This is a genomic window from Uliginosibacterium sp. TH139, from assembly GCF_002855595.1.
Taxonomy (GTDB): Bacteria; Pseudomonadota; Gammaproteobacteria; order Burkholderiales; family Rhodocyclaceae; genus Uliginosibacterium; species Uliginosibacterium aquaticum.
The window spans coordinates 308,985-329,193 of record NZ_PKRR01000001.1 but is presented as its reverse complement, the minus strand read 5'-3'; the positions used below and the strand labels follow the sequence as shown (position 1 = coordinate 329,193).

23 protein-coding genes and 1 tRNA gene are annotated in these 20,209 nt (G+C 62.6%); 10 read left to right on the top strand and 14 right to left on the bottom strand.

What is annotated here, in order from left to right; genetic code table 11:
• Positions 1–11: 11 nt before the first annotated feature.
• From queC to C0V76_RS01475, 10 genes are all read right to left on the bottom strand, one after another.
• Positions 12–692 carry a 7-cyano-7-deazaguanine synthase QueC gene (gene queC / locus C0V76_RS01520; protein WP_101940590.1) on the bottom strand — a complete coding sequence of 227 codons (681 nt, stop codon included), beginning with the start codon at positions 690–692 and terminating at the stop codon, positions 12–14.
• A 104-nt stretch (positions 693–796) separates the two neighbouring features.
• Positions 797–1,192, bottom strand: coding sequence for a group II truncated hemoglobin (locus C0V76_RS01515; RefSeq protein ID WP_101940589.1), 396 nt, complete (start codon positions 1,190–1,192; stop codon positions 797–799).
• Positions 1,193–1,204: 12 nt separating this feature from the next.
• On the bottom strand, positions 1,205–2,230 hold the full coding sequence (rtcA, locus tag C0V76_RS01510; protein ID WP_101940588.1) for an RNA 3'-terminal phosphate cyclase: 1,026 nt from the start codon (positions 2,228–2,230) through the stop codon (positions 1,205–1,207).
• A gap of 132 nt (positions 2,231–2,362) precedes the next feature.
• Positions 2,363–2,689, bottom strand: coding sequence for a low molecular weight protein tyrosine phosphatase family protein (locus tag C0V76_RS01505; protein WP_101940587.1), 327 nt, complete (start codon positions 2,687–2,689; stop codon positions 2,363–2,365).
• Complete coding sequence (locus C0V76_RS01500; RefSeq protein ID WP_101940586.1) at positions 2,686–3,504, bottom strand: nucleotidyltransferase domain-containing protein; 819 nt, start codon at positions 3,502–3,504, stop codon at positions 2,686–2,688. The genes C0V76_RS01505 and C0V76_RS01500 overlap by 4 nt, the downstream gene beginning before the upstream one ends.
• 152 nt (positions 3,505–3,656) lie before the next feature.
• Complete coding sequence (locus tag C0V76_RS01495) at positions 3,657–4,352, bottom strand: hypothetical protein (RefSeq protein WP_101940585.1); 696 nt, start codon at positions 4,350–4,352, stop codon at positions 3,657–3,659.
• Positions 4,353–4,355: 3 nt separating this feature from the next.
• Positions 4,356–5,573, bottom strand: coding sequence for an RtcB family protein (locus tag C0V76_RS01490; RefSeq protein ID WP_101940584.1), 1,218 nt, complete (start codon positions 5,571–5,573; stop codon positions 4,356–4,358).
• A gap of 11 nt (positions 5,574–5,584) precedes the next feature.
• Entirely contained in the window at positions 5,585–5,995 is a 411-nt protein-coding gene (locus C0V76_RS01485; protein WP_101940583.1) for a zinc-ribbon domain containing protein, read from the bottom strand.
• Positions 5,996–6,070: 75 nt separating this feature from the next.
• Positions 6,071–7,210: a slipin family protein gene (locus tag C0V76_RS01480; protein WP_101941007.1), complete on the bottom strand. Its 1,140-nt coding sequence runs from the start codon at positions 7,208–7,210 to the stop codon at positions 6,071–6,073.
• A gap of 261 nt (positions 7,211–7,471) precedes the next feature.
• Positions 7,472–7,542: transfer RNA gene (locus C0V76_RS01475), tRNA-Ile, on the bottom strand.
• Between the two features lie 326 nt (positions 7,543–7,868).
• Between C0V76_RS01475 and rtcR the strand changes: the two genes are divergently transcribed.
• Complete coding sequence (gene rtcR / locus C0V76_RS01470; RefSeq protein WP_101940582.1) at positions 7,869–9,464, top strand: RNA repair transcriptional activator RtcR; 1,596 nt, start codon at positions 7,869–7,871, stop codon at positions 9,462–9,464.
• Here rtcR and C0V76_RS01465 read toward each other — a convergent pair.
• Complete coding sequence (locus C0V76_RS01465) at positions 9,451–10,029, bottom strand: 5-formyltetrahydrofolate cyclo-ligase (RefSeq protein ID WP_101940581.1); 579 nt, start codon at positions 10,027–10,029, stop codon at positions 9,451–9,453. The genes rtcR and C0V76_RS01465 overlap by 14 nt on opposite strands.
• 68 nt (positions 10,030–10,097) lie before the next feature.
• Between C0V76_RS01465 and C0V76_RS01460 the strand changes: the two genes are divergently transcribed.
• The 4 genes from C0V76_RS01460 to C0V76_RS01445 all read left to right on the top strand — a co-directional run bounded on the left by C0V76_RS01460 (position 10,098) and on the right by C0V76_RS01445 (position 13,595).
• Positions 10,098–12,050 carry a lytic transglycosylase domain-containing protein gene (locus tag C0V76_RS01460; RefSeq protein WP_158239102.1) on the top strand — a complete coding sequence of 651 codons (1,953 nt, stop codon included), beginning with the start codon at positions 10,098–10,100 and terminating at the stop codon, positions 12,048–12,050.
• Positions 12,051–12,171: 121 nt separating this feature from the next.
• On the top strand, positions 12,172–12,810 hold the full coding sequence (locus C0V76_RS01455; RefSeq protein ID WP_101940579.1) for a glutathione S-transferase family protein: 639 nt from the start codon (positions 12,172–12,174) through the stop codon (positions 12,808–12,810).
• Positions 12,810–13,208 (top strand): VOC family protein, encoded by a 399-nt coding sequence (locus tag C0V76_RS01450; protein WP_101940578.1) that lies wholly within the window; start codon positions 12,810–12,812, stop codon positions 13,206–13,208. The genes C0V76_RS01455 and C0V76_RS01450 overlap by 1 nt, the downstream gene beginning before the upstream one ends.
• Before the next feature lie 3 nt (positions 13,209–13,211).
• A complete protein-coding gene (locus C0V76_RS01445; protein ID WP_101940577.1) occupies positions 13,212–13,595 on the top strand; it encodes an RNA-binding S4 domain-containing protein in 384 nt (127 codons plus the stop codon).
• Positions 13,596–13,676: 81 nt separating this feature from the next.
• Here the strand turns inward: C0V76_RS01445 and C0V76_RS01440 are convergent, their stop codons facing one another.
• The 3 genes from C0V76_RS01440 to dksA form a co-directional block, all read right to left on the bottom strand.
• Positions 13,677–14,552: an AEC family transporter gene (locus tag C0V76_RS01440; RefSeq protein ID WP_101940576.1), complete on the bottom strand. Its 876-nt coding sequence runs from the start codon at positions 14,550–14,552 to the stop codon at positions 13,677–13,679.
• A gap of 148 nt (positions 14,553–14,700) precedes the next feature.
• Complete coding sequence (locus C0V76_RS01435) at positions 14,701–15,924, bottom strand: STAS domain-containing protein (RefSeq protein ID WP_143707321.1); 1,224 nt, start codon at positions 15,922–15,924, stop codon at positions 14,701–14,703.
• An 83-nt stretch (positions 15,925–16,007) separates the two neighbouring features.
• The gene (gene dksA / locus C0V76_RS01430) at positions 16,008–16,415 is read right to left on the bottom strand and encodes an RNA polymerase-binding protein DksA (protein ID WP_101940574.1); all 408 of its coding nucleotides are present in this window, start codon (positions 16,413–16,415) and stop codon (positions 16,008–16,010) included.
• A gap of 141 nt (positions 16,416–16,556) precedes the next feature.
• Here dksA and ybgC point away from each other — a divergent pair, with 141 nt between their 5' ends.
• The 5 genes from ybgC to tolB are packed head-to-tail and all read left to right on the top strand — an operon-like array spanning position 16,557 to position 20,207.
• Positions 16,557–16,988, top strand: coding sequence for a tol-pal system-associated acyl-CoA thioesterase (ybgC, locus tag C0V76_RS01425; protein ID WP_101940573.1), 432 nt, complete (start codon positions 16,557–16,559; stop codon positions 16,986–16,988).
• Positions 16,985–17,662 carry a protein TolQ gene (gene tolQ / locus C0V76_RS01420; RefSeq protein WP_101940572.1) on the top strand — a complete coding sequence of 226 codons (678 nt, stop codon included), beginning with the start codon at positions 16,985–16,987 and terminating at the stop codon, positions 17,660–17,662. Before ybgC ends, tolQ begins: the two co-directional genes overlap by 4 nt.
• A gap of 3 nt (positions 17,663–17,665) precedes the next feature.
• Positions 17,666–18,076, top strand: a complete 411-nt coding sequence (gene tolR / locus C0V76_RS01415) for a protein TolR (RefSeq protein ID WP_101940571.1) — start codon at positions 17,666–17,668, stop codon at positions 18,074–18,076.
• Positions 18,077–18,096: 20 nt separating this feature from the next.
• A complete protein-coding gene (locus C0V76_RS01410; protein WP_254048169.1) occupies positions 18,097–18,909 on the top strand; it encodes an energy transducer TonB in 813 nt (270 codons plus the stop codon).
• Positions 18,906–20,207, top strand: a complete 1,302-nt coding sequence (gene tolB, locus C0V76_RS01405) for a Tol-Pal system beta propeller repeat protein TolB (protein ID WP_235943840.1) — start codon at positions 18,906–18,908, stop codon at positions 20,205–20,207. The genes C0V76_RS01410 and tolB overlap by 4 nt, the downstream gene beginning before the upstream one ends.
• Positions 20,208–20,209: the final 2 nt, after the last annotated feature.

Genomic DNA, 20,209 nt, shown 5'->3' with positions numbered 1-20,209 from the left:
GCGGGCAAGGCTCAGGCGTAGCGCGTCGGATCAAGCAGCCCGGCAGCCTCAAAGCCAGCCCGGCGCAGGCGGCAGGCATCACACTGGCCACAGGCACGACCTTCGTCGTCCGCCTTGTAGCAGGACACAGTCATGCCGTAATCCACGCCCAGCGCGCTACCGCGCTGCACGATCTGGGCCTTGGAGAGCGAGATCAGCGGCGCGTGGATGGAAAGCTTGAGGCCTTCCACGCCAGTCTTGGTGGCCAGGTTGGCCATCTTCTCGAAAGCGGCAATGAATTCGGGGCGGCAATCCGGATAACCGGAGTAATCCACCGCATTCACGCCCACGAAGATCGCATTAGCCTTCAGCACCTCGGCCCAACCCAGGGCCAGCGAGAGCATCACGGTATTGCGCGCCGGCACGTAAGTCACCGGGATACCGCCGGCTTCCACGCCCGAGGTCGGCACTTCGATGCTCGCATCGGTCAACGCCGAACCGCCGAACTGCCCCAGATCCACATGTCCCACACGATGTTCTTTAGCGCCCAGCGCGGCGGCCACACGCTCAGCGGCGGCCAGCTCGGCGGCATGGCGCTGACCATAAGCCACCGACAGGGCGTAGGTTTCGAAACCCTCGGCACGAGCAATGGCGAGGCAGGTGGCGGAATCGAGTCCGCCGGAGAGCAGGACGACGGCGCGGGGAGCAGACATGGGGCTTACTTCCGGGGAAATGCGATGAACAGGACGGGATTATCCCCCGCACGAGGCCACAGCCGCCAGCCGCGTTTACACATGTCCATCATTCAGGAAGCCATTCAGCCTTCCCGATTACGCATCCAGTCAGCCAGCCCCACCACCCTTTGCCAGAACGCATCGCGCGGCTCTCCAGGCGGCAGCACCTCATCAAAGGCCTGCGCCATGCACAGCAGCCAGGCATCGCGCTCAGCCTCGCCGATGGCAAAAGGCATGTGCCGCGCGCGCATCCGCGGATGGCCATACTTCGCCTCATACAACGCAGGCCCGCCGAGCCAGCCGCAGAAGTACTCAAAGAGCTTCTGGCGCGCACTGGCGAGATCGTCCTGATGGATCTTGCGGATCACGTAAGCCTCGGGCAACGCGTCCATCAGATCGTAGAAACGATCCACCAGGCGGCGCACGGTGGCCTCGCCACCGAATTCTTCGAAGGGCGTTTTTTCAGTGCTCACAGCCATTCCCGGTCAGGATCAAGAGAGCGCAATTCTATGTGCACTCGCTTCTGCTGCAATCGAGAATTCCACCGGCAGGAATTTCTGGATGACTTCAATGTTCGTCTGCAGGTGCGAAGAGAGCGTGCTGGTGCAGAACGATCCCGCCCCCGCCAGTGCAATCGGCAGCAGCAACTGATCGGCCAGATGCTCGCCCACGGCCGAATTGCTGCGGTGAAAGGCCACTACCTCCTGCGCCAGCCGGCAAGCCACGGTCTGCGCGGGTAGCCCCTTCTCACCAAAGGCCGTGAACAATTCGGTGGCGCCTGCATACTGCAACTCAAGCAGCAGGGCATTACCCGGCCCTTCGCGTGAGGACAGGCCTCGAATCTCGCCTGCCACCTCACCCAGCGCGCCGGCCAACGCCTCGTTCAACGTATCCAGCTCACGTTTCGCTACATCGCCAGGCACACCCGCCACAATCGCCGTGGCGCGCGCCTGGAGCAGTTCGCCGCGCTCCGACAGATGCAAGGGTTGCAATGCCTTGAGCGGCTGCACGCGCGCCTGCAGCTCACCGCCCCCCGCCGGGTAGAAACCGTGCCGCAGCAGTTCCAGCTCCATCTGCACGCCCATCCGCAGCATCAGCGGCAACCAGGCGCGCTGCAGGAAGTCCGCCGGCGGCGCGGCGGAATTATGCGTGCCACCGCTCAGCGTCACCGTGCTCGGCGCATCGGCGAACCACAGCGCCGGCAAAACCGTCTGCAGCACCAGCGTGCAACTACCTGCCGTGCCGATGGCATAACGGTAGTCGCCGCCGCGAATCCTGCCCGGCACGAAGCTGAGGCTCAGCGAACCAGCCTCGGCGCCTTCCACCTGGGCACCGCAGATCTCGGCCGCAGCCTTCACGGCCGTCAAATGCTGCCGCAACAGCCCCGGCTTGCTGCGCTTCGCGCGAATGCGTTCGATGCGAAACGGCGTGCCGGTGATCATCGAAAGCGTGAGCGCCGTGCGCAGAATCTGCCCGCCGCCTTCGCCCTGCGAACCATCGAGTTCAATCATGTTCATGTCGTGGCCTTTTCAGGCACACGCCTTAAATAATTTTCGTCGTTCCAGCGCAAGCGGGAACCCAGTGTCTGGGTCCCGCGAACTTCACGTCGCTGGATTCCAGCCTTCGCGGGAATGACGGCCGCCGTCGCATCACGCCGGCAAATGCGGCGCCACCTTCTTCTCCAGCAGCGCAACCAACGCCGGCTCCATGAAGCGGTAGTTGTCCGGGATGTTCAGGCACACCACGCGCTTGTCGTGCAGGTGCTCGCCAAAGCGAGCCTGCAGCTTGCTGCGCTGCGCCTTCTCCATCACGAAGATCAGCTCCGCCCATTCCAGCAACTCGGCGGTGAGCGGATTCTCGGCGTCGTGGTTGAGCCCTGCCGACGAACAGGCTATGCCCGGATACTCCGCAAATACCTGCTCGGCCGTCGGGCTACGCAGCTTATTCTGGCTGCAGAGGAACAGCACGTTTGTCATCGTGATGCTTCCTGCGCCATCACCACATCCATCAGGAAACGATCCAGCTCGCGCGCATCGCCCTGCGGCCGCTTGTAATCCGGGTTGCGCTCGGCGTTGGCTAGTTCCTGCTCGATGAAGGCGTGGATTGCCGGCCAGCGCGGGCTGAACTCCGCCTCACCCGCGCGCATCTTGATTGCCAGCAGGCGGTTGATCTCTTCCAGCAGCGCATGGTCGTCGAGCACACCCGCTGCCAGATCGGCAAAGCGCATGGGTGGCATGCCCAGGCCCGCGTCGATCCAGCGCACCGCCAACAAGGGGCGTAGCACGTACAGGTACTTCTTCAGCCGCACCGATTCGCCCTGCAGATAGCCACGGAAGTTCTTCTTCGCCATCGCCAGGTAGTGGTAACGCCCACGCAGCGACGAAAAGAACACCGGCGCCAGCGCGCGCATGCGTGCGGCCACCTCGGTGTCCTCGCGATACACCACGGGCGAATCCAGCCACTCCAGCAAGGTCGGGTTCGACTTGCGCAGCAACTGCAGCGCCTTGCGCAACTCCCAGCCACTCACGTCCAGCTCGTCGCTGATCGGCAACTCGATCACGTCGCGCTGCGGCTCCACCGTCAGGTACCAGGGCAGGCGATGCACGTAGACGAAGCGCACGTCGTAGTCGCTATCGGGCGAGGCAAAGCCCCAGCCGCGACTGCCGGACTCGCAGGCGAACAACACCTTCACGTCATGCTCGGCCTCGATCTGGGTCAAGGCCTGCATGACGCGTGCGCGGATGCTGTCGTCGATGGGGTGGGCACTCAGGAGCGTGGGTTTCGTGTTCATTTCAATTGCTCGTTGTTCTGGCGTTCGCAAACCGCCGACGTAGCCCGGATGCAGGCCGAAGGCCGAAGGCCGGAATCCGGGGTTGTTGTCATTGATCGTTCACCTGCCCCGGATTTCGCTGCGCTGCATCCGGGCTACCTGCTACTTGCTGGTTAGTCCGTGGTGGAGGCGCCAATCACAGCTAAGCGTTGCAAGCTCGGGTTGTGTACTGACCAAAAGTATGCCCCCCACCATTCCTTTCCTGCATCGAAGTAATTCGACCAGTCATGTCCCCACGAGAAGATCTCCAGCTGGCGGTTCAATCCACCAAAGAGTTCGGCATTTATCAACTCAAACCACTCTTCGAGCGCAGATGTTGTCGCTCCGATGCTGTGAGGGGGTTCGGCAAAACATCCAGCGTAACCATCGCAGTTGAACTCTCCTCCATGTCGTGGAAACCGCTCGAAGACATTGGCCTCTTCAAACCCGGCCAAAAAGTACCTATTGAGATTTGGCTTCTGCGTCCCGCGCACGATCAATTTCCTAGCCACAAGGTCAAAATGAGAGCCCAGAAATTTTTCTAATGAGATGAGTTCGGGTTGAGCCTTTGCGAGATCAAACTCAAACAGTGCTAGTTCCTTGTTCTCTCGCGTAATCTGGCCTTTGGCCCAGAGCTGTTCAAGACACTCAACTTGGTCTCTCTCAATGCTATCAGTGACGAGCTTCACTGCATTTCGATGGAGGATGAGAGTCTCTAACTGAGAATCCGCTTGATCAAGCTCAAGGGCAAAGAAGTCCAAACATCCTCCAGCCTCACAGTAGCTGTGAAACGCGCTTTCATACCCACTGGACAAGCTCGCTAACTTCATCCCTCACCCCTTCACACAAACAACCTGCCGCAGCGTATGCACCACCTCCACCAGCTCACGCTGCGCCTCCATCACCGCATCAATGTCCTTGTACGCCATCGGGATTTCATCAATCACTTCGGCGTCCTTGCGGCATTCAACGTGGGCCGTCGCGGCGACCTGGTCGGCAACCGTGAAGCGGCGCTTCGCTTCGTTGCGGCTCATGGTGCGACCCGCACCGTGGCTGCATGAGCAGAAGGCTTCTTCGTTACCTAGCCCGCGCACGATGAAGTTCTTCGCCCCCATCGAGCCGGGGATGATGCCGAGCTGGCCTTTCTGTGCCGACACGGCGCCCTTACGGGTGACGAGTACCTCGGCGCCGAAGTGGGTCTCCTTCTGCACGTAGTTGTGATGGCAGTTCACGGCCTCCACGTCGGCGTCGAAGGGTTTGGCGATCACCGTGCGCGCGGCAGCGATGACGTTCTGCATCATCACGGCGCGGTTGCGGCGGGCGAAGTCCTGCGCCCAACCGACGGCCTCGACGTAGTCGTCGAAGTGCTGGCTACCTTCTTCGAAGTAGGCCAGGTCCTTGTCGGGCAGGTTGGCGATGTGCTGTTGCATGTCTTTCTGCGCGAGTTCGATGAAGTGCGTACCGATGGCGTTACCCACACCGCGTGAGCCGGAGTGCAGCATGAACCACACGCGGTCGACCTCGTCGAGGCAGACTTCGATGAAGTGGTTACCCGTTCCCAGCGTTCCGAGGTGCTTGTGGTTGTTGGTCTTCTTCAGGCGCGGGTGCTTTTCGCAGATGCGCCCGAAGCCTTCAACCAGTTCGCTCCACATGTTGTCGACCGTCGTGGGCGGCGTATCCCAGGCGCCCTTGTCGCGACCAGCACGTGTGTTGCTGCGGCCATGCGGCACGGCGCGTTCGATGGCGCTGCGCAGGCCGGCGAGGTTGTCGGGCAGGTCGCTGGCGACGAGCGTGGTGCGCGCGGCCATCATGCCGCAACCGATATCCACACCGACAGCGGCCGGGATGATGGCGCCCAGTGTGGGGATCACGCTGCCGATAGTCGAGCCCTTACCGAGGTGCACGTCGGGCATCACGGCCATGTGCTTGTAGATGAAGGGCATCTTCGCCGTGTTCATGAGCTGCTGACGCGCTTCGTCTTCGACGGGCACGCCTTGCGTCCACATCTTGATGGGCTTGCCGTTTTCGACTTCGAGAAGCTGGTATTCCATTTCACTTTCCTTTACTTCACAGCGGCAGCCTGCTTTGCCAGCAGACCTGCATGATGAACTTCGCGAGCCTGCGCCTTGCGAGCCCGCTCGATGGCGCGGCAGGACTTGCATCGTACTGCGCGCGTTTCCACATTGCCCTTGGCCACTTCGTACCACCACTTCTGCCGCGCGGCTGTCCAGATGCCTTCGGCATCGCAATCCTTGCAGCGGAAAGCGGTATCAACGTAGTAGCCGCGAAACACGAAGGCGGGTATTCCATAGCTATTGCTGGGCGCAAGCTGGTTTGCATCGCACACCACCACGCCTGCAGGCAAGCGCTTGGGCTTGATCTTGGGCGTGCAAGACACACTGGCCTTAAATCGGGCTACGCGTTGCAGGCGAGCCGCCTTGATTTCTGCCTTGCGTTGTTTTCCGCTTTTCATTTTCAAACCCGATCATGGCGATGGGCTTCTCTGGCCTCTCATCCTCCCCCGCTCATGCGAGGGAGGATGAGAGGCTCATGCGCCCTTGATGCTGACCAATCCGTTCAGAACCTGATCCAGCCCACCGAACACGGAGATGCGGTCGATCCTTTCGGCCACGCGCTCAAGGGTTTCCAGCTCCTTGAGACGCAGGGCGGTAGGGTTGTCTTCCATCACCTTTGCCGTGTTGAGCAGCGAGCGGGTCGCGGCGGTTTCTTCGCGACGACGAATCACGTTCGACTCGGCGGCCTTTTCGGCTTCTACGACCTTGGCGAGGATGGTCTTCATCTCGCCGGGCAAGACGATATCCTTCACACCGATACTGCCAACCTCGATGCCAAAACCATCGAGCTTGCGTGCCACGTAAGTGCTCACCACCTCGTCGATCACCTGTTTGTTTTCAAGCAGCTCATCAAGCGTCCGCGTACCCACTGCAGCACGCAAACCGAACTGCAATTCGCGGTAGAGGTGATCTGCGGGTTTGGCCAGCTTCTCGAACGAGAGCAGCACATCGGTGTAACGCCAGGTCGCGGCAAGGTTGAGACGCAGGCTCACCTTGTCGCGCGTCAGGATGTCCTGTCCGCTCACTTCCATGCTCTGCAGCCGCGTATCGACCAGCTCGACCTGCACCTCGCGGTTGAAGCGCCAGAAGGCTTCCGCACCCGGCTTGAGCAGACGTTCGATCTTGCCGTCGACACGCAACACGCCGAGGTGATACGCCGGCACCTGCGCCAGCAGCACGCCGTTCAGGCCACTGATGGCACGGCCGCGCAGATTGGGCTGCACGAGGCGCGCAGTCAGCACGGCCGGCAAACCATAGCCTTCGCTTAGCCGAAGCTTCTCCAAACGCTGCGCCAGCAAGCCTTTCCAATACACACGACGCGAACCTGGCGCCAGAACCTCAACCAGAAATTCGTTCTCGTATCGCAACCCGGCTTCGTCTTCACCCAGCTCCATGGATTCGAAACACTCGGCGGCGGTATCGGGGTCGTTCTGCACAAGGTAGTCGACCAACGCCACATCGTTCATGGGCGTGTCGAGCTTCCAGGTTTGCACCGCGAGGCTGCCAAGCGGGTCGAAGAAGTAGTGACGACCGGCATTCAGGATGCGTTGGTAATCGCCGTCCCTAAGCAACACACCACGTTCGTTCTTCTTGATCACAAAGCGCTTCAACATTTTCATTCCCCTTTTGATTTCAGTTTGTGCCGGTCTTCACCGGCCCGGAGGGCCTGCCCTTCGACACGGACGGGGAGGCGGGCGGTGGAGGCTTCAGTCCGGGTTGCGGTAAGGGCCAAAAGGCCCGCACCACTCCAGACGTCTGCCTCTCACCGGACGCCCTGCCACCTGTGTGGGCGGGAGGCCGATCCGGGCCGGTGGCGGGTGCTCACGCATTCCGCGACCGGCGGGTACTGCATTTCCAACACTGCCTTGTTAAGGCTGGAGCGGGATTCGAACCCGCGACCCATCGGTTATGAGCCGATTGCTCTACCCAATTGAGCTATCCAATTTGGGGGTGACCCGGGAATCGAACCCGGCCAGCTCCCAACGAGATCACCCGTTCATCACAGTCGTCTGCGGCGGCATACCGGCGAACGACAGATCGGAATCCGGCTCTCCGGCACCAGCGGGGCTTTGATCCCCTGCTCGTGGGCTGTTGCTTCAGGCTGCAATGCACTCTGTATTGCGAGTTGCGTGCCAGTGCATGCGCCAAGTGCTACCGGGCTTACAGAGTGTTGTTTTGATTGATATTTTTGTTCTTGCGACAAATCCTGCTCGCTGATCAATGCCCTGCGTTGATAGACTTAAATATCGCCTCTTATCTTTTTAGATAGCCATGAAGAAAAATGTCGTCATCGGATTCCTCGGCACTCAGCTCGACTACGGCGGCAAGGGTTCCCAGCGCTGGGAGAAGTGGCGGCCGACGGTGGGCCTGTGCCAGCAGGAAGATCTGGTGGTGCATCGACTGGAGCTGCTGCACGACGTGCGCAGCCAGAGCCTGTTCGATCGCGTGAAAGGCGACATCGCCGCCGTGTCGCCCGAGACCGAGGTGGTGAGCGTGCTCACGGCGCTGCGCGACCCCTGGGATTTCGAAGAGGTCTACACGACACTGCACGACTTCGCGCGCGGCTATCGCTTCGACGCCGACAGCGAGGACTACCTGATCCACATCACCACGGGCACGCACGTGGCGCAGATCTGCTGGTTTCTGCTGGCCGAGGCGCGTTACCTGCCGGCGCGGCTGCTGCAGACATCGCCGCCACGCAAGAAGGAGGTGGCGGACACGATTGGCAGCTATGCGCTGATCGACCTCGACCTGTCGCGCTACAACAAGATCGCGCAGCGCTTTGCGCGCGAGCATGACGACACGGTGAGCTTTCTGAAGTCGGGCATCGCGACGCGCAACGCGGCTTTCAACCAGATGATCGAGCAGATCGAGAAGGTGGCCGGGCGTTCAAAGGCGCCAATGTTGATGGTGGGGCCGACCGGGGCGGGCAAGTCATTCCTGGCGCGACGGGTGTATGAACTAAAGCATCAGAAGCAGCGCCTGGCCGGGCGCTTTGTGGAGGTGAACTGCGCAACGCTGCGCGGCGACTCGGCGATGTCCACACTCTTCGGCCATGTGAAGGGCGCCTTCACGGGTGCGCAGAGCGAGCGGCCGGGCCTGCTGCGTGCGGCCGATGGCGGCCTGCTGTTCCTCGACGAGATCGGCGAGCTGGGGCTGGACGAGCAGGCCATGCTGCTGAAGGCCATCGAGGAGAAGCGCTTCTTCCCCTTCGGCGCTGACCGCGAGGTGGAGAGCGACTTCCAGCTCATCGCCGGCACACATCGCGACCTGCGCCAGTGGGTGAGCGAAGGGCGCTTTCGCGAAGACCTGTTCGCGCGCATCAACCTGTGGACATTCGACTTGCCAGGGCTAGCGCGGCGGCCTGAAGACATCGAACCGAATCTGGACTTCGAGCTGGAACGCTTCGCGCGCGAGCACAACCTGCAGGCGCGCTTCAACGTCGAGGCGCGGCGCCGCTATCTCGACTTCGCCAGCTCGCCCGATGCGCGCTGGAGCGGCAACTTCCGCGAGCTGTCGGCATCGATCACGCGCATGGCGACGCTGGCCGAGTCGGGCCGCATCACCGAGCAGAATGTGCAGGACGAGGTGGCCCGGCTGCGCGCCGGCTGGTCAGGCGGCGCGGCGCGCGATGCCGTGGCTGACGTGCTGGGCGAAAAAGCTGACGCGCTGGACCTGTTCGACCGTTGCCAGCTCGACGCCGTCATCAAGGCCTGTCGTGCTGCGAGCAGCCTGTCGGAGGCTGGGCGGCGCATCTTTGCGGTGTCGCGCCAGGAGAAGAAGGTCGCCAACGATGCCGACCGACTGCGCAAGTATCTGGCGCGCTTCGGGCTGGCCTGGCAGTCGGTTCGGGCTAATCAGGGCTGACGACGACGCCATCCTCGGTCAGGATCCAGTCCAACGGCACGTCGTGCGGCTCCGGCCGCACGTCTTCAAGGCGGGCGATTTCAAAACCCACGCCGACAGTGACCGGCTTCGGCTGCAGCGCGGCGAGGGTGCGGTCGAAGAAACCGCCGCCGTAACCAATGCGGTAGCCGCGCGCATCGAAGCCATTTACTGGCACGATCAGCACATCCGGATGCAGGACGGCCGTGCCTTGCGGGGCGGGAATGCCGAAGCGGTCTGGCGCCATTGGCACGCCGGGGCGCCAGGCATGGAAGGCCATACTCGCCGCCTGCTCATGCACCACCGGCAGGGCCAACTCACGACCACGCCCCTGGGCGCGCCAGAGGCTGAGGAATTCACGCAAATCGGGCTCGCCACGATAAGGCCAGCAAAAACCCAGCACACTCGGCTCAAGGCGATCCAGCAAGTCCCCTAGCGGCGGGAGCAAGGCGTGGGTCAGCTGCAGGCGCAACATCGGCGCTTGTGTTTCGCGCTCGGCTATCAGGGCTTCGCGCAGGGCGCGGCGGTCAAGGGCGGCGGAACTCACGTAACATGCGGCTTTCTAAGTTGGTTAAGGGTCGCAGCATGCGATCCGGCTGCAGGGGATGTTACGTGATGAAGTACAGATTGTGCGTGGCCTGGCTGGTATTGAGCGGCTTGAGTGGAGCCTCTTCGGCCGAAACGGGCGACGCACGCATCCTGGCCGCACGGGATGCCGCCACACGGGGCGATGCCGCAGCCCTCAGCAAGCTCGCTGACCAGCCCTCCAGCCACACGCTGGAGCCCTATGTGCAGTACTGGCTGCTCAGCAACCGGATTTCCCGCCTCACCGAAGCGGTGCCAGCAGGCGCCGTCAGCGCCTTCCTGCGCAGCAACAGCGGCAGCTGGCTGGCCGAAAAGCTGCGCAATGAATGGGTGCGCCGCCTCGGCTTCGAAAAGCGCTGGAGCGAGATGGATGCCGAGTACGGCCTGCTGATGCAGCCCGATCAGGCCGCGCAGTGCTACGCGATCCAGTCCGGCGGGCCAGCCGCCGACGCGGCGCGGACCGCCCTTGAAGCCCAATGGCTGAGCCTGCTGGATGTACCAGACAGCTGCATTCAGCCCCTGCAGGAACTCGTGCTGCTGGGTCGCCTGGGCAACGAGGAGGTGTGGCAACGCTTCCGCCGCCTAGTCGAAGGCAAGCGTTTCCCTGCTGCCCGGAATGTCCTCAATCTCCTGCCGGAAAGCCAGCAGCCAGCCGGCAGCAGCCTCGCTCTGGCCCTCGACAGCCCGGCCCGCTTCCTGGCCTCACCCGCTGCGCGCAATCCACAAGGCCGTGCCGGTCGCGAACTGGTTCTGGCCGCCATCGCGCGCCAGGCGCGCAGCAATGTGCGCGAGGCTGCGTCGATCTGGCAGGACCTGGCTGACAAGGGCTTCCGCGACGAAGAACGCGCCTATGCTTGGGGCCAGCTTGCCTGGCTGGCCGCCCAGAGCCACCTGCCCGAGGCCAGTGCCTGGTTCGCACAGGCCCAGGCCACCAGCATGGTGCCGGAGCAACGCGCCTGGCGCGTGCGTGCCAATCTGCGCAGCGGCAACTGGGCCGGCGTGCGCCAGGCCATCGAAGCCATGCCGGGCGAGCAACGCGATGCGGCCGACTGGAGCTACTGGTACGGCCGTGCCCTGCAGGCCCAGAACCGGCCGCAAGAGGCCCAGCAATACTTCCTGCGTAATGCCGATGCAGCGAGCTTCTACGGAATCCTGTCCACCGAAGCCCTCGGCCGCAGTTACCAATGGCCCAGCGCCAGCGCACCGATCACGGCCCAGGAGCTCGGCCGCGTCCAGCAGAGTGGAGACTTCCGCCGCGCCGAAGCGCTTTACCGACTCGAAATGCGCACCGAAGGCATGCGCGAATGGAACTGGGGCATCCGTGGTGCGGACGACCGTTACCTGCTTGCCGCTGCCGAGCATGCCCGCCGCCTCGGCCTGTATGACCGCGCCATCAATACCGCCGAGCGCACCCGCAATGAACACGATTTCGGGCTGCGCTATCTCGCCCCCTACTACGACGTTTTCTCGCGTGAAGCGCAGACGCAGCAGCTGGATCTAGCCTGGGTGTTCGGTCTGGTGCGGCAGGAAAGCCGCTTCCAGCCGGTGGCACGCTCCGGGGTCGGCGCCCAGGGCCTGATGCAGGTGATGCCTGCCACCGGTAAGTGGATCGCCGGCAAGCAGGGCTGGAAAGACTACGAACCGGGCTGGCTGACCCGCATCGACACCAATGTAAAGCTCGGCAGCGCCTATCTGCGCCATGTGCTTGATTCGCTCAGCAATCACCCGGTGCTGGCTTCGGCGGCCTACAACGCCGGCCCCGGCCGTGCCCGCAAGTGGCGCGATACGCGGCCGCTCGAAGGCGCGGTCTATGCCGAAACCATTCCCTTCACCGAAACCCGCGATTACGTGAAGAAGGTGATGGCCAATGCCGAGCTCTATGCCACCTTGCTGGAGCGCCGGCCAGCGTCGCTGAGCAGCCGTCTCGGGCGCGTCCCGGCCTCTGGTGGCCCGGAACTGGCGCTGTCGAGCGATGAGCCTTGAGCCTTGAGCCTTGAGCCTTGAGCCTTGAGCCTTGAGCCCAGAGGAACCGGGAACATCCGAAGACACTTGAAACCTGCCCCTTCGGGCATGCCATAATCATGGGTCACATGAAAGTCATGCCATGAAACTGATCATTGCCAACAAGACTTACTCCTCCTGGTCGCTACGCGCCTGGCTAATGCTCAAGGCCAGCGGACACACCTTCGAGGAAATCAGCATTCTGCTGCGCCAGCCCGAGACGCACAGCCAGATCCTGCGCTGGAGCCCGTCAGGCAAGGTCCCCTGTCTGATCGACAGCGGCATTGCCGTCTGGGACTCGCTGGCAATTGCCGAGTATCTGGCCGAAGAAAGTCCGCCGCTGTGGCCGCTGGATGGCGCTGCACGCGCTATCGCCCGCTCGGTGTCGGCCGAAATGCACAGCGGCTTCCAGGCCCTGCGCAACCAGATGCCGATGAACCTCAGGCGCGCAGCACCACTCGCCAGCCATAGTCCTGAGCTCGCCGCCGACATCCGCCGCATCGAACAGATCTGGAACGAGAGCCGCGCCCAGCATGGCAGCCACGGCCGCTTCCTGTTCGGCAGTTATTCGATCGCTGACATGATGTTCGCTCCAGTGTGCTTCCGCTTCGACAGCTATGGCGTACGCCTCCACGGCGCAGCGCAGGATTATCTGCAAACCATGCTGGCCCATCCGCACATGCAGGAATGGAAAGAAGCGGCGGCAGATGAAACGGCCGTCATCCCGGATTACGACGTGTAATGGAGGCGCGCCTCTCGCTCGTCACCCTGGGCGTAAATGATCTCGCCCGTGCCCGTGCCTTCTATCTGGCGCTGGGCTTCCCGCTGCGCCCCGAGAGTCGGGACAGCGTTGCCTTCTTTCAGCTGCACGGAATGTGGCTCTCGCTCTACGCCCGCGAGGCGCTGGCCGAAGATGTGGGCTGCGACGCAATCGGCAGCGGTTTTCGCGGCATCACCCTGGCCCACAACGTGCGCACGAAAGAAGCCGTCGCTCAAGTGCTGAATGAAGCCGAAGCGGCCGGCGGACGCATCGTGAAGCCCGCACAAGACGTGTTCTGGGGCGGCCATTCCGGCTACTTCGCTGACCCCGACGGCCACCTGTGGGAAGTGGCCTTCAATCCCTTCTTCTGGATCGAGTGAAGCATGGCTGAGCTTTCGGCAGTCCGGGTCGACAAGTGGCTATGGGCCGCGCGCTTCTTCAAGACCCGCTCGTTGGCGACCGACGCCGTCGATGGCGGCAAGGTGCAAGTGAACGGAATGCGCGTGAAACCGGCCAAGGACGTGAAGCTTGGCGACCGCATCGAACTCACGATCGGCGACATGCACTGGGAGCTGATCATCGAAGGTCTCTCCGAAAAGCGTGGCCCGGCGCCCGAAGCACGCAAGCTCTATCGCGAAACAGAAGCCAGTGAAGCTGCGCGGCAGAAGGTCGCGGAGGCGCGCCATCTGCGCGTCGAACCCTCGCTCGAAATCCACGGCCGCCCGACCAAGCGCGACCGACGTTCGCTGGACCGCTGGCGCAGCTGAAGATTTTCGTAGGAGCGGCCAGAGGCTGCTCCTACGAACACCACTCGATCTGCGGGCTGCACTCGAAGCGCAGCAGCCGGTCTAGCGCAAAGCGAAATACAGCGCCACCGGCAGTACCGCGATGCTCAGCAGATTGCCCAGCAGAACGATGGACGCCACCCGGTCCGGCTCGGCGTCATAGCGCTCGGCGAAGATGTAATTCATCACCGCCGGCGGCAGGGCGCCGTAGATCACCAACAGACCTTTCTCGAAGCCCTGCAGACCCAGCAGATCCGCCACCCCCCAGGAAAAGAGCATCCCTGCCGCCGGCCGCAGTAGCCCGGAAATCGCGCCGACGCTCCAGTCCTTGAAGGAAATGTCGGTCATGCGCACACCCAGCGAGAACAGCATCAGCGGGATACAGATGTCGCCCAGCATGCGCAGCGCCACCACCGCCGGCTGCCACACCTGAATGCCCGCCAGTGACACCACCAGCCCGGCGATCATGGCCAGCAGCGACGGCACTCGCCACATCTGCGAAATGCGTGCCTGGTGGTCCAGCAGCCACAGGCCGTAGGAGTAATGCAGCAGGCTGGAAATCAGGAACAGCACGATGGCAGGCTGCAAAGCCTGGTCACCGAAAGCCAGCACGGCCACCGGCACGCCAAGATTCACCGAGTTCGAGAACATCATCGGCGGCACCAGCACCCGATGACTCACGCCCAGGCCACGCGCCAGCGCGAAGCCCAGAGCGCCGCAAGCAATGGTCACCAGCAGCATCGCCAGCGCCAGCCAGCGAAACTCGGCAATATGGAAGCTGCGATCAGCCAGTGCGCCGAATACCAGCGCCGGCACAAATACATCGGCAATCAGGCGATTGGTCTGGGCCATGTCCGGCTTGCGCTGCCGCGCCACCAGATAGCCGATGGCCGGGATCACGAAGACCGGGAAGAGGATGGCGACGATGCGCTCGATCATGACGGATAAGGGAGAAGAGTCCGCCACATTCTGCGCCCGAACTCAGCCGACAAGTGGCTGAGTCATGCAGCAGGCGTCGCGAGCGGGTCGAGATCTGGCCGAGGAGCGGAGGCCGGAGATCGGCCCGCGCTTAGCCTGATGCGTGGCTCTAGAACTTTTTGTGTTCGATCTGGGCAACCTGATCGATGCCCATCACCCGCATCAAGGCCGCCACCATCTCGTTGGGATGATGGATCACATTGAGCTTGCCCTGGGTCTGGAACGTGGCGAGCTGATTGAACAACGCACCGGCACTGACGAATTCGAGACGCTTGAGCTTGCTGGCATCAATCTCGATGGCATTGCGCTCAGAGCCGTATACCGCAAGCTTGCGCAACACCTCGGGCTGGCCGCCGGCCACCACACCGTCCATCACGAAGCCATCCTTCAGCAACGGGCCTTCTTCAGCCTTGGGCGTGATGCCACCGGTATCCGTGGGGCTGGACTGCAGGATCTCGGGCGGATCCCAGGAAGGGGGAGATTCCTCGAAGGTGATGGCGAAATTCACGGCCATATCTTCAAAAGGAGCCTGCTCGCCCAGCTGCTGCAGCATGGCCAGCGCACACAGCCAGAACACCCGGCCCTGCGGCTCGCCCACCTTGAGTTGCGGCTCCAGCAAGCTGAAGGCCTGACGTGCGCCAAGCAGTGCAACCTTGACTTTGGCCCGCCGCAACGCGTCCAGCGTGTCGCTGAGCAGCGTCGCGCCGGCTTCATCGACACCGCGCAAACGTGACAGGTCAATACGCAGCTTGCCCATCTTGGCGCCGATTCGCACCAGTTGCTCGAACTGCGGGCGGGCGTTGCCAGAGAGATTGCCGGAAAGATTCACCGCCGGCGCCGCATCCTTGGGCGCGGCCGGAGCAGCGGCCACTGGCGTGGCTTCGTCCCAGATCGGTGGAGATTTTTCGAATAACTCGGCGAACACTACGCCACGTGCTTCAAAGGACGGGCGATCGCCCATCAGACGATAGAGATCGAAGAGCATCCGCCAGAGGCGATCAGAACTCTTGCTGGCGCCATCCAGGGCCTCTTCCAGCACCTCCTTGGCACCGGAGTCATTGGCATTGGCATACAGGACAGCCGCTTCCTCAATCGCCGCAACATCCTCGACCGAAACTTCCAGTACCTGGATCTTGCCGGCTGCGGCCGCAAGCGAGCGCCCGATATCACCGACATGGGTGAATTCGAGCGAGGTCGTGACATCGCCACGGTCAGTTTTACCAGGCCGCGAGTCATCCGCGGACTTGCCACCGCCGGAGGGCTTCTTGCCGAAAAGAGAGGTCAACACCATCTTGTCTTGCACCCGGTGCAGCCGGCAGACGGAGTCTGCCACGGCGAAACACCTTCATCAGGCTAGGCTGCACGCAAAAACGCAACAGCGGCCGTTCCCGTGAGGGTGGCCGCTGCACGCAGCGCTCAGTCTGCGTACATCTTCTGCAGGCGTTCGCGACGCGCCTGCGCTTCTACCGAGAGAGTAGCCGTCGGCCGTGCCAGCAAGCGCGCCAAGCCAATCGGTTCTCCCGTCTCTTCACAATAACCATAAGACTCGTCGGCAATCCGTGCCAGCGCCTGCTCAATCTTCTTGAGCAGTTTGCGTTCGCGATCGCGGGTACGCAACTCGAGCGCGTGCTCCTCTTCCACCGTAGCGCGGTCTGCGGGATCGGCAACGGTTTCCTGCTCGCGCATGTGTTCAACGGTTTCGTCGACCTTCTGCTGCAACTCGTCGCGCATGGCGATCAGGCGTTCGCGGAAGAATCCCAGCTGCGCCGCGCTCATGTAATCCGACTCGGGCATTTTCAGCAGTGCTGCTTCGGTCAGAGCCATGGAAAAACTCCTCCATCAGTTATACGACTGCAAATTTAATCCGGCATTGTGCCGGACTGGCGTGGCATTTCACAGCCCGGCGGCCGGTTTTGGGCGATCCGCCCGTCCCGGCCCGGCGGTCCGGGGCGGTACAATAGCAGGATGGCTCCGATTCACAATACCAGCAGCCCCCGTCAGTCCGTCTGGCCCGTCCGCGTATACTATGAAGATACTGACGCTGGCGGCGTTGTCTACTACGCAAACTACCTACGCTTCTGCGAGCGTGCCCGCACCGAGTGCTTGCGCGCACTGGGCATCAACCAGCACAGCCTGCGTGGCGATCTGGGCCTCGTCTTCGTGGTCCGGCGCGTGGAAGCAGATTATTTGCGCAGTGCGGAACTCGACGACGAATTGCAGGTCATGTCCACGATCTACGACATCGGTGCCGCTTCCCTGAAGTTCGAACAACACGTCCTGCGCGGTGACACCTGCCTGTTCAAGGCTCATGTGACCATTGCCTGTCTCGATGTCGAGCGCTGGCGCGCCACCCGCATCCCTGATTTCCTGCGTACCCTCTTCGAAAGCGAAGCATGATCCATACCGGAGATATGTCCATTCTCAGTCTGATCGTCCAGGCCAGCCTGGTCGTCAAATGCGTCATGGCCATGCTGGCCGGCGTGTCCTTCATGTCCTGGTACTGGATCTTCCGCAAGGGACTCGCGATCAGCGCTGGACGCAATGCCACCAGTGATTTCGAGCAGCAGTTCTGGAGCGGCTCCGACCTCGTCCAACTCCATCGTCAGGTTTCGCAGAACCGCGAAACCGCAGGTTCGCTGGGGCGCATCTTCGAGGCTGGCTTCCGCGAGTTTTCCAAGCTGCATGGTCAGAAGGGCCTGGAACCGGCCGATATCATCAATGGCGCGCGCCGCGCCATGCGGGCCACCTACCAGCGCGAAATCGACGATCTCGAAGCGCATCTCGCCTTCCTGGCCTCGGTCGGTTCGGTGAGTCCTTATGTGGGCCTGTTCGGCACCGTGTGGGGGATCATGAACTCCTTCCGTGGCCTGGGTAACGTCGCTTCCGCCACCCTCGCCCAGGTCGCTCCGGGCATCGCCGAAGCGCTGGTGGCGACTGCCATCGGCTTGTTCGCTGCCATTCCGGCCGTGGTGGCCTACAACCGCTACATTCATGACGTGGATCGCCTGTCGATCCGCTTCGAGAGCTTCATCGAAGAGTTCTCCAACATTCTGCAGCGCCAGTTGAGATAAGCCATGCGCCAACGCCGCCTGATGAACCAGATCAACGTCGTGCCGTATATCGACGTGATGCTGGTGCTGCTGGTGATCTTCATGGTCACTGCCCCGATGTTGCCCACCGGCACGGTCGATCTGCCCAGCGTGGCCAAGACCAGCCAGGTCAAGACCGATCCGGTCACGCTCACCGTAAAGGGCATGGACAAGATCGATTTCGAGGACAAGGAGACCCAATCGCGCTTCTCGTCCGTTTCAGAGGATGAACTGCTGGAAAAACTGCGCACTATCCAGGAAACGAACCCGGACCGCGCCGTGGTGATCGCCGCAGACAAGAGCGTGCGCTACGAGGCCGTGATGAAGCTCATGGATCTGCTCCAGCGCAACAACATCAACAAGGTCGGCCTGCTCGTGCAGCCGGCCGGCAAGTGAGCACGGAAGCCTTTCGGACAGTGGAACACTCTCTCCAGCGCCCCCCGCAGCAACCCGGCAAGTGGAGCTCGGCCGCTTTCAGCGTGACGATGCACGCGCTGCTGGTCGCTGCGCTCTTCTGGGGCGTGCAGTGGCAGCGGCGCCCACCGGAGCCGGTCAGTGTGGAGCTGGTGCGCGCCGCGCCGCCAGTTGCACAGCCGGAGCCGGAAGTAGTCAGGCCCCAGCCGCCCAAGCCCGTCGAGATCAAGCCGCCCGAGCCGCCCCCCAAACCCATCGCCAAGCCGGATATCGCGCTCAAGGAGCCAGACAAGAAGCCGCCGGTCAAGAAGGAAGAGCCCAAGCCCGAGCCACCCAAGCCGGAAAAAAAACCGGAGCTGAAGCCGCTTCCGGAGAAGAAGCCCGACGCGCCCAAGCCACCACCGCAGAAAAGCCTGATGGATCGCGAACTGGAGAAGATCCAGGCCGCCAAGAGCCAGAAGACACAGGACTCTGACCGGCTCGACAAGATGCTCAATGCCGAAGCGACCACGGCCTCGCTGGGCCGTATCTCGGCCGACTGGGGGGCGCGCATCAGTCAGAAAGTGAAGTCCAACTTCATCCGCCCGCCGAGCCTCACGGGGGACCCCAAGCTGGTATTCCGCATCCAGCTCCTGCCTTCCGGCGAAATCCTCGGCGAGCCACAACTGGTCTCCAACAGCAGCGGCAACGCCAATCTGGAAGAAGCCGTGCGACGGGCGATCCTGAAATCCTCGCCGCTGCCCCGGCCGGAAAAGAACGAAGCCTTCCAGCGCGAAATCGTATTCACCTTCTATCCCACGCGGGATACGCAATGAAGCAAGGAAAACTGACCAAGATGAAACTGATCCGCACACTGATCGTTCTGGGCAGCGCCCTCGCCGGCCTGCTGCTGAGCCCGCTGGCGAGCGCCCAGCTGAACGTCGAAATCTACGGCGCTGGCGCTGACCGCATCCCGGTGGCCGTCTCCAGCTTCGCAGGCGAGGGCCTGATGCAGGGCGGCGGCGTAACAGCCATCGTACGCAAGGATCTGGAGCTCTCCGGCCTGTTTCGCATGATCGACACCGGCGCCACCGCTGAAGGTCTGCGCCCGGATCTGCCGGGCTGGCGTGGGCGTGGAGCCGACGCCGTACTGGTCGGTAGCATGAGCCCTGGCGCAGGTGGGCTGGTGGATGTGCGTTTCTCGCTCTTCGATGCACCGCGCAACACCGAATTGTTTGCGCTCAAAGTATCCGTCAATCCGAATCAGGCACGTCCGCTGGGCCACCACATCGCCAACAAGGTGTATGAAAAGCTGATCGGCCAGCCCGGCATTTTCTCGACCCGCATTGCCTACGTCGAGAAGCGCGGTCAGACCTACGACCTCGTGATCGCGGATTTCGATGGCGAGAACCAGCACCGCCCGGTCACCCTGCAGGAGCCGATCATGTCTCCGGTGTGGTCGCCGGACGGCCGCCAGCTGGCCTTCGTTGATTTCCATTCGCGCAAGCCCATCGTCAAGGTACTGACCCTGGAAACCGGCGCCGTGAAGGTGATCGCAAACTACCGCGGTTCGAACTCAGCTCCGGCCTGGTCGCCGGATGGTCGCCGCCTGGCTCTGACCCTGACCAAGGACGGCCAGTCCCAGATCTACATCCTGAATGCTGATGGCAGCGGCCTGCGCCGCCTGATGAGCTCCAGCGGCATCGATACCGAGGCCAACTGGTCGCCGGATGGCAACCAGATCTACTTCACTTCGGATCGTGGCGGCAGCCCGCAAATCTATCGTGTGAATGCTGATGGCAGTGGCGTGCAGCGCATGAGCTTCAACGGGGCGTACAATGTGAGCCCACGGATTTCGCCGGACGGCAAGACCCTGGTGTATGTATCGCGCAACGAAGGCCGCTTTCAGGTGACCATGCAGGATCTGGCCACCCAGCAAGTACAAGCCCTCACCGATTCACAGCGCGACGAGTCGCCGAGTTTCGCCCCGGATGGCCGCACCCTGCTCTATGCCACGGAAGTGGGTGGGCGTGGCGTGCTGGCTGTCACCTCGATTGACGGACGTACCCGCTACCGGCTCAACAACCGGGCTGGCGATGTGCGCGAGCCGGCCTGGGGTCCGTTCGAGAAGTAAGC

Excerpts from the sequence above, each read along its gene's own strand:
- C0V76_RS01455 (WP_101940579.1), top strand. The coding sequence starts at position 12,172 with ATGAAACTGATCATTGCCAACAAGACTTACTCCTCCTGGTCGCTACGC.
- C0V76_RS01485 (WP_101940583.1), bottom strand. The coding sequence starts at position 5,995 with ATGAAAAGCGGAAAACAACGCAAGGCAGAAATCAAGGCGGCTCGCCTG.
- C0V76_RS01515 (WP_101940589.1), bottom strand. The coding sequence starts at position 1,192 with ATGGCTGTGAGCACTGAAAAAACGCCCTTCGAAGAATTCGGTGGCGAG.
- dksA (WP_101940574.1), bottom strand. The coding sequence starts at position 16,415 with ATGGCTCTGACCGAAGCAGCACTGCTGAAAATGCCCGAGTCGGATTAC.
- C0V76_RS01450 (WP_101940578.1), top strand. The coding sequence starts at position 12,810 with ATGGAGGCGCGCCTCTCGCTCGTCACCCTGGGCGTAAATGATCTCGCC.
- rtcR (WP_101940582.1), top strand. The coding sequence starts at position 7,869 with ATGAAGAAAAATGTCGTCATCGGATTCCTCGGCACTCAGCTCGACTAC.
- tolQ (WP_101940572.1), top strand. The coding sequence starts at position 16,985 with ATGATCCATACCGGAGATATGTCCATTCTCAGTCTGATCGTCCAGGCC.
- C0V76_RS01495 (WP_101940585.1), bottom strand. The coding sequence starts at position 4,352 with ATGAAGTTAGCGAGCTTGTCCAGTGGGTATGAAAGCGCGTTTCACAGC.
- rtcA (WP_101940588.1), bottom strand. The coding sequence starts at position 2,230 with ATGAACATGATTGAACTCGATGGTTCGCAGGGCGAAGGCGGCGGGCAG.
- C0V76_RS01445 (WP_101940577.1), top strand. The coding sequence starts at position 13,212 with ATGGCTGAGCTTTCGGCAGTCCGGGTCGACAAGTGGCTATGGGCCGCG.
- C0V76_RS01505 (WP_101940587.1), bottom strand. The coding sequence starts at position 2,689 with ATGACAAACGTGCTGTTCCTCTGCAGCCAGAATAAGCTGCGTAGCCCG.
- C0V76_RS01460 (WP_158239102.1), top strand. The coding sequence starts at position 10,098 with ATGAAGTACAGATTGTGCGTGGCCTGGCTGGTATTGAGCGGCTTGAGT.
- tolB (WP_235943840.1), top strand. The coding sequence starts at position 18,906 with ATGAAGCAAGGAAAACTGACCAAGATGAAACTGATCCGCACACTGATC.
- C0V76_RS01500 (WP_101940586.1), bottom strand. The coding sequence starts at position 3,504 with ATGAACACGAAACCCACGCTCCTGAGTGCCCACCCCATCGACGACAGC.
- C0V76_RS01490 (WP_101940584.1), bottom strand. The coding sequence starts at position 5,573 with ATGGAATACCAGCTTCTCGAAGTCGAAAACGGCAAGCCCATCAAGATG.
- tolR (WP_101940571.1), top strand. The coding sequence starts at position 17,666 with ATGCGCCAACGCCGCCTGATGAACCAGATCAACGTCGTGCCGTATATC.
- C0V76_RS01440 (WP_101940576.1), bottom strand. The coding sequence starts at position 14,552 with ATGATCGAGCGCATCGTCGCCATCCTCTTCCCGGTCTTCGTGATCCCG.
- queC (WP_101940590.1), bottom strand. The coding sequence starts at position 692 with ATGTCTGCTCCCCGCGCCGTCGTCCTGCTCTCCGGCGGACTCGATTCC.
- C0V76_RS01480 (WP_101941007.1), bottom strand. The coding sequence starts at position 7,210 with ATGTTGAAGCGCTTTGTGATCAAGAAGAACGAACGTGGTGTGTTGCTT.
- ybgC (WP_101940573.1), top strand. The coding sequence starts at position 16,557 with ATGGCTCCGATTCACAATACCAGCAGCCCCCGTCAGTCCGTCTGGCCC.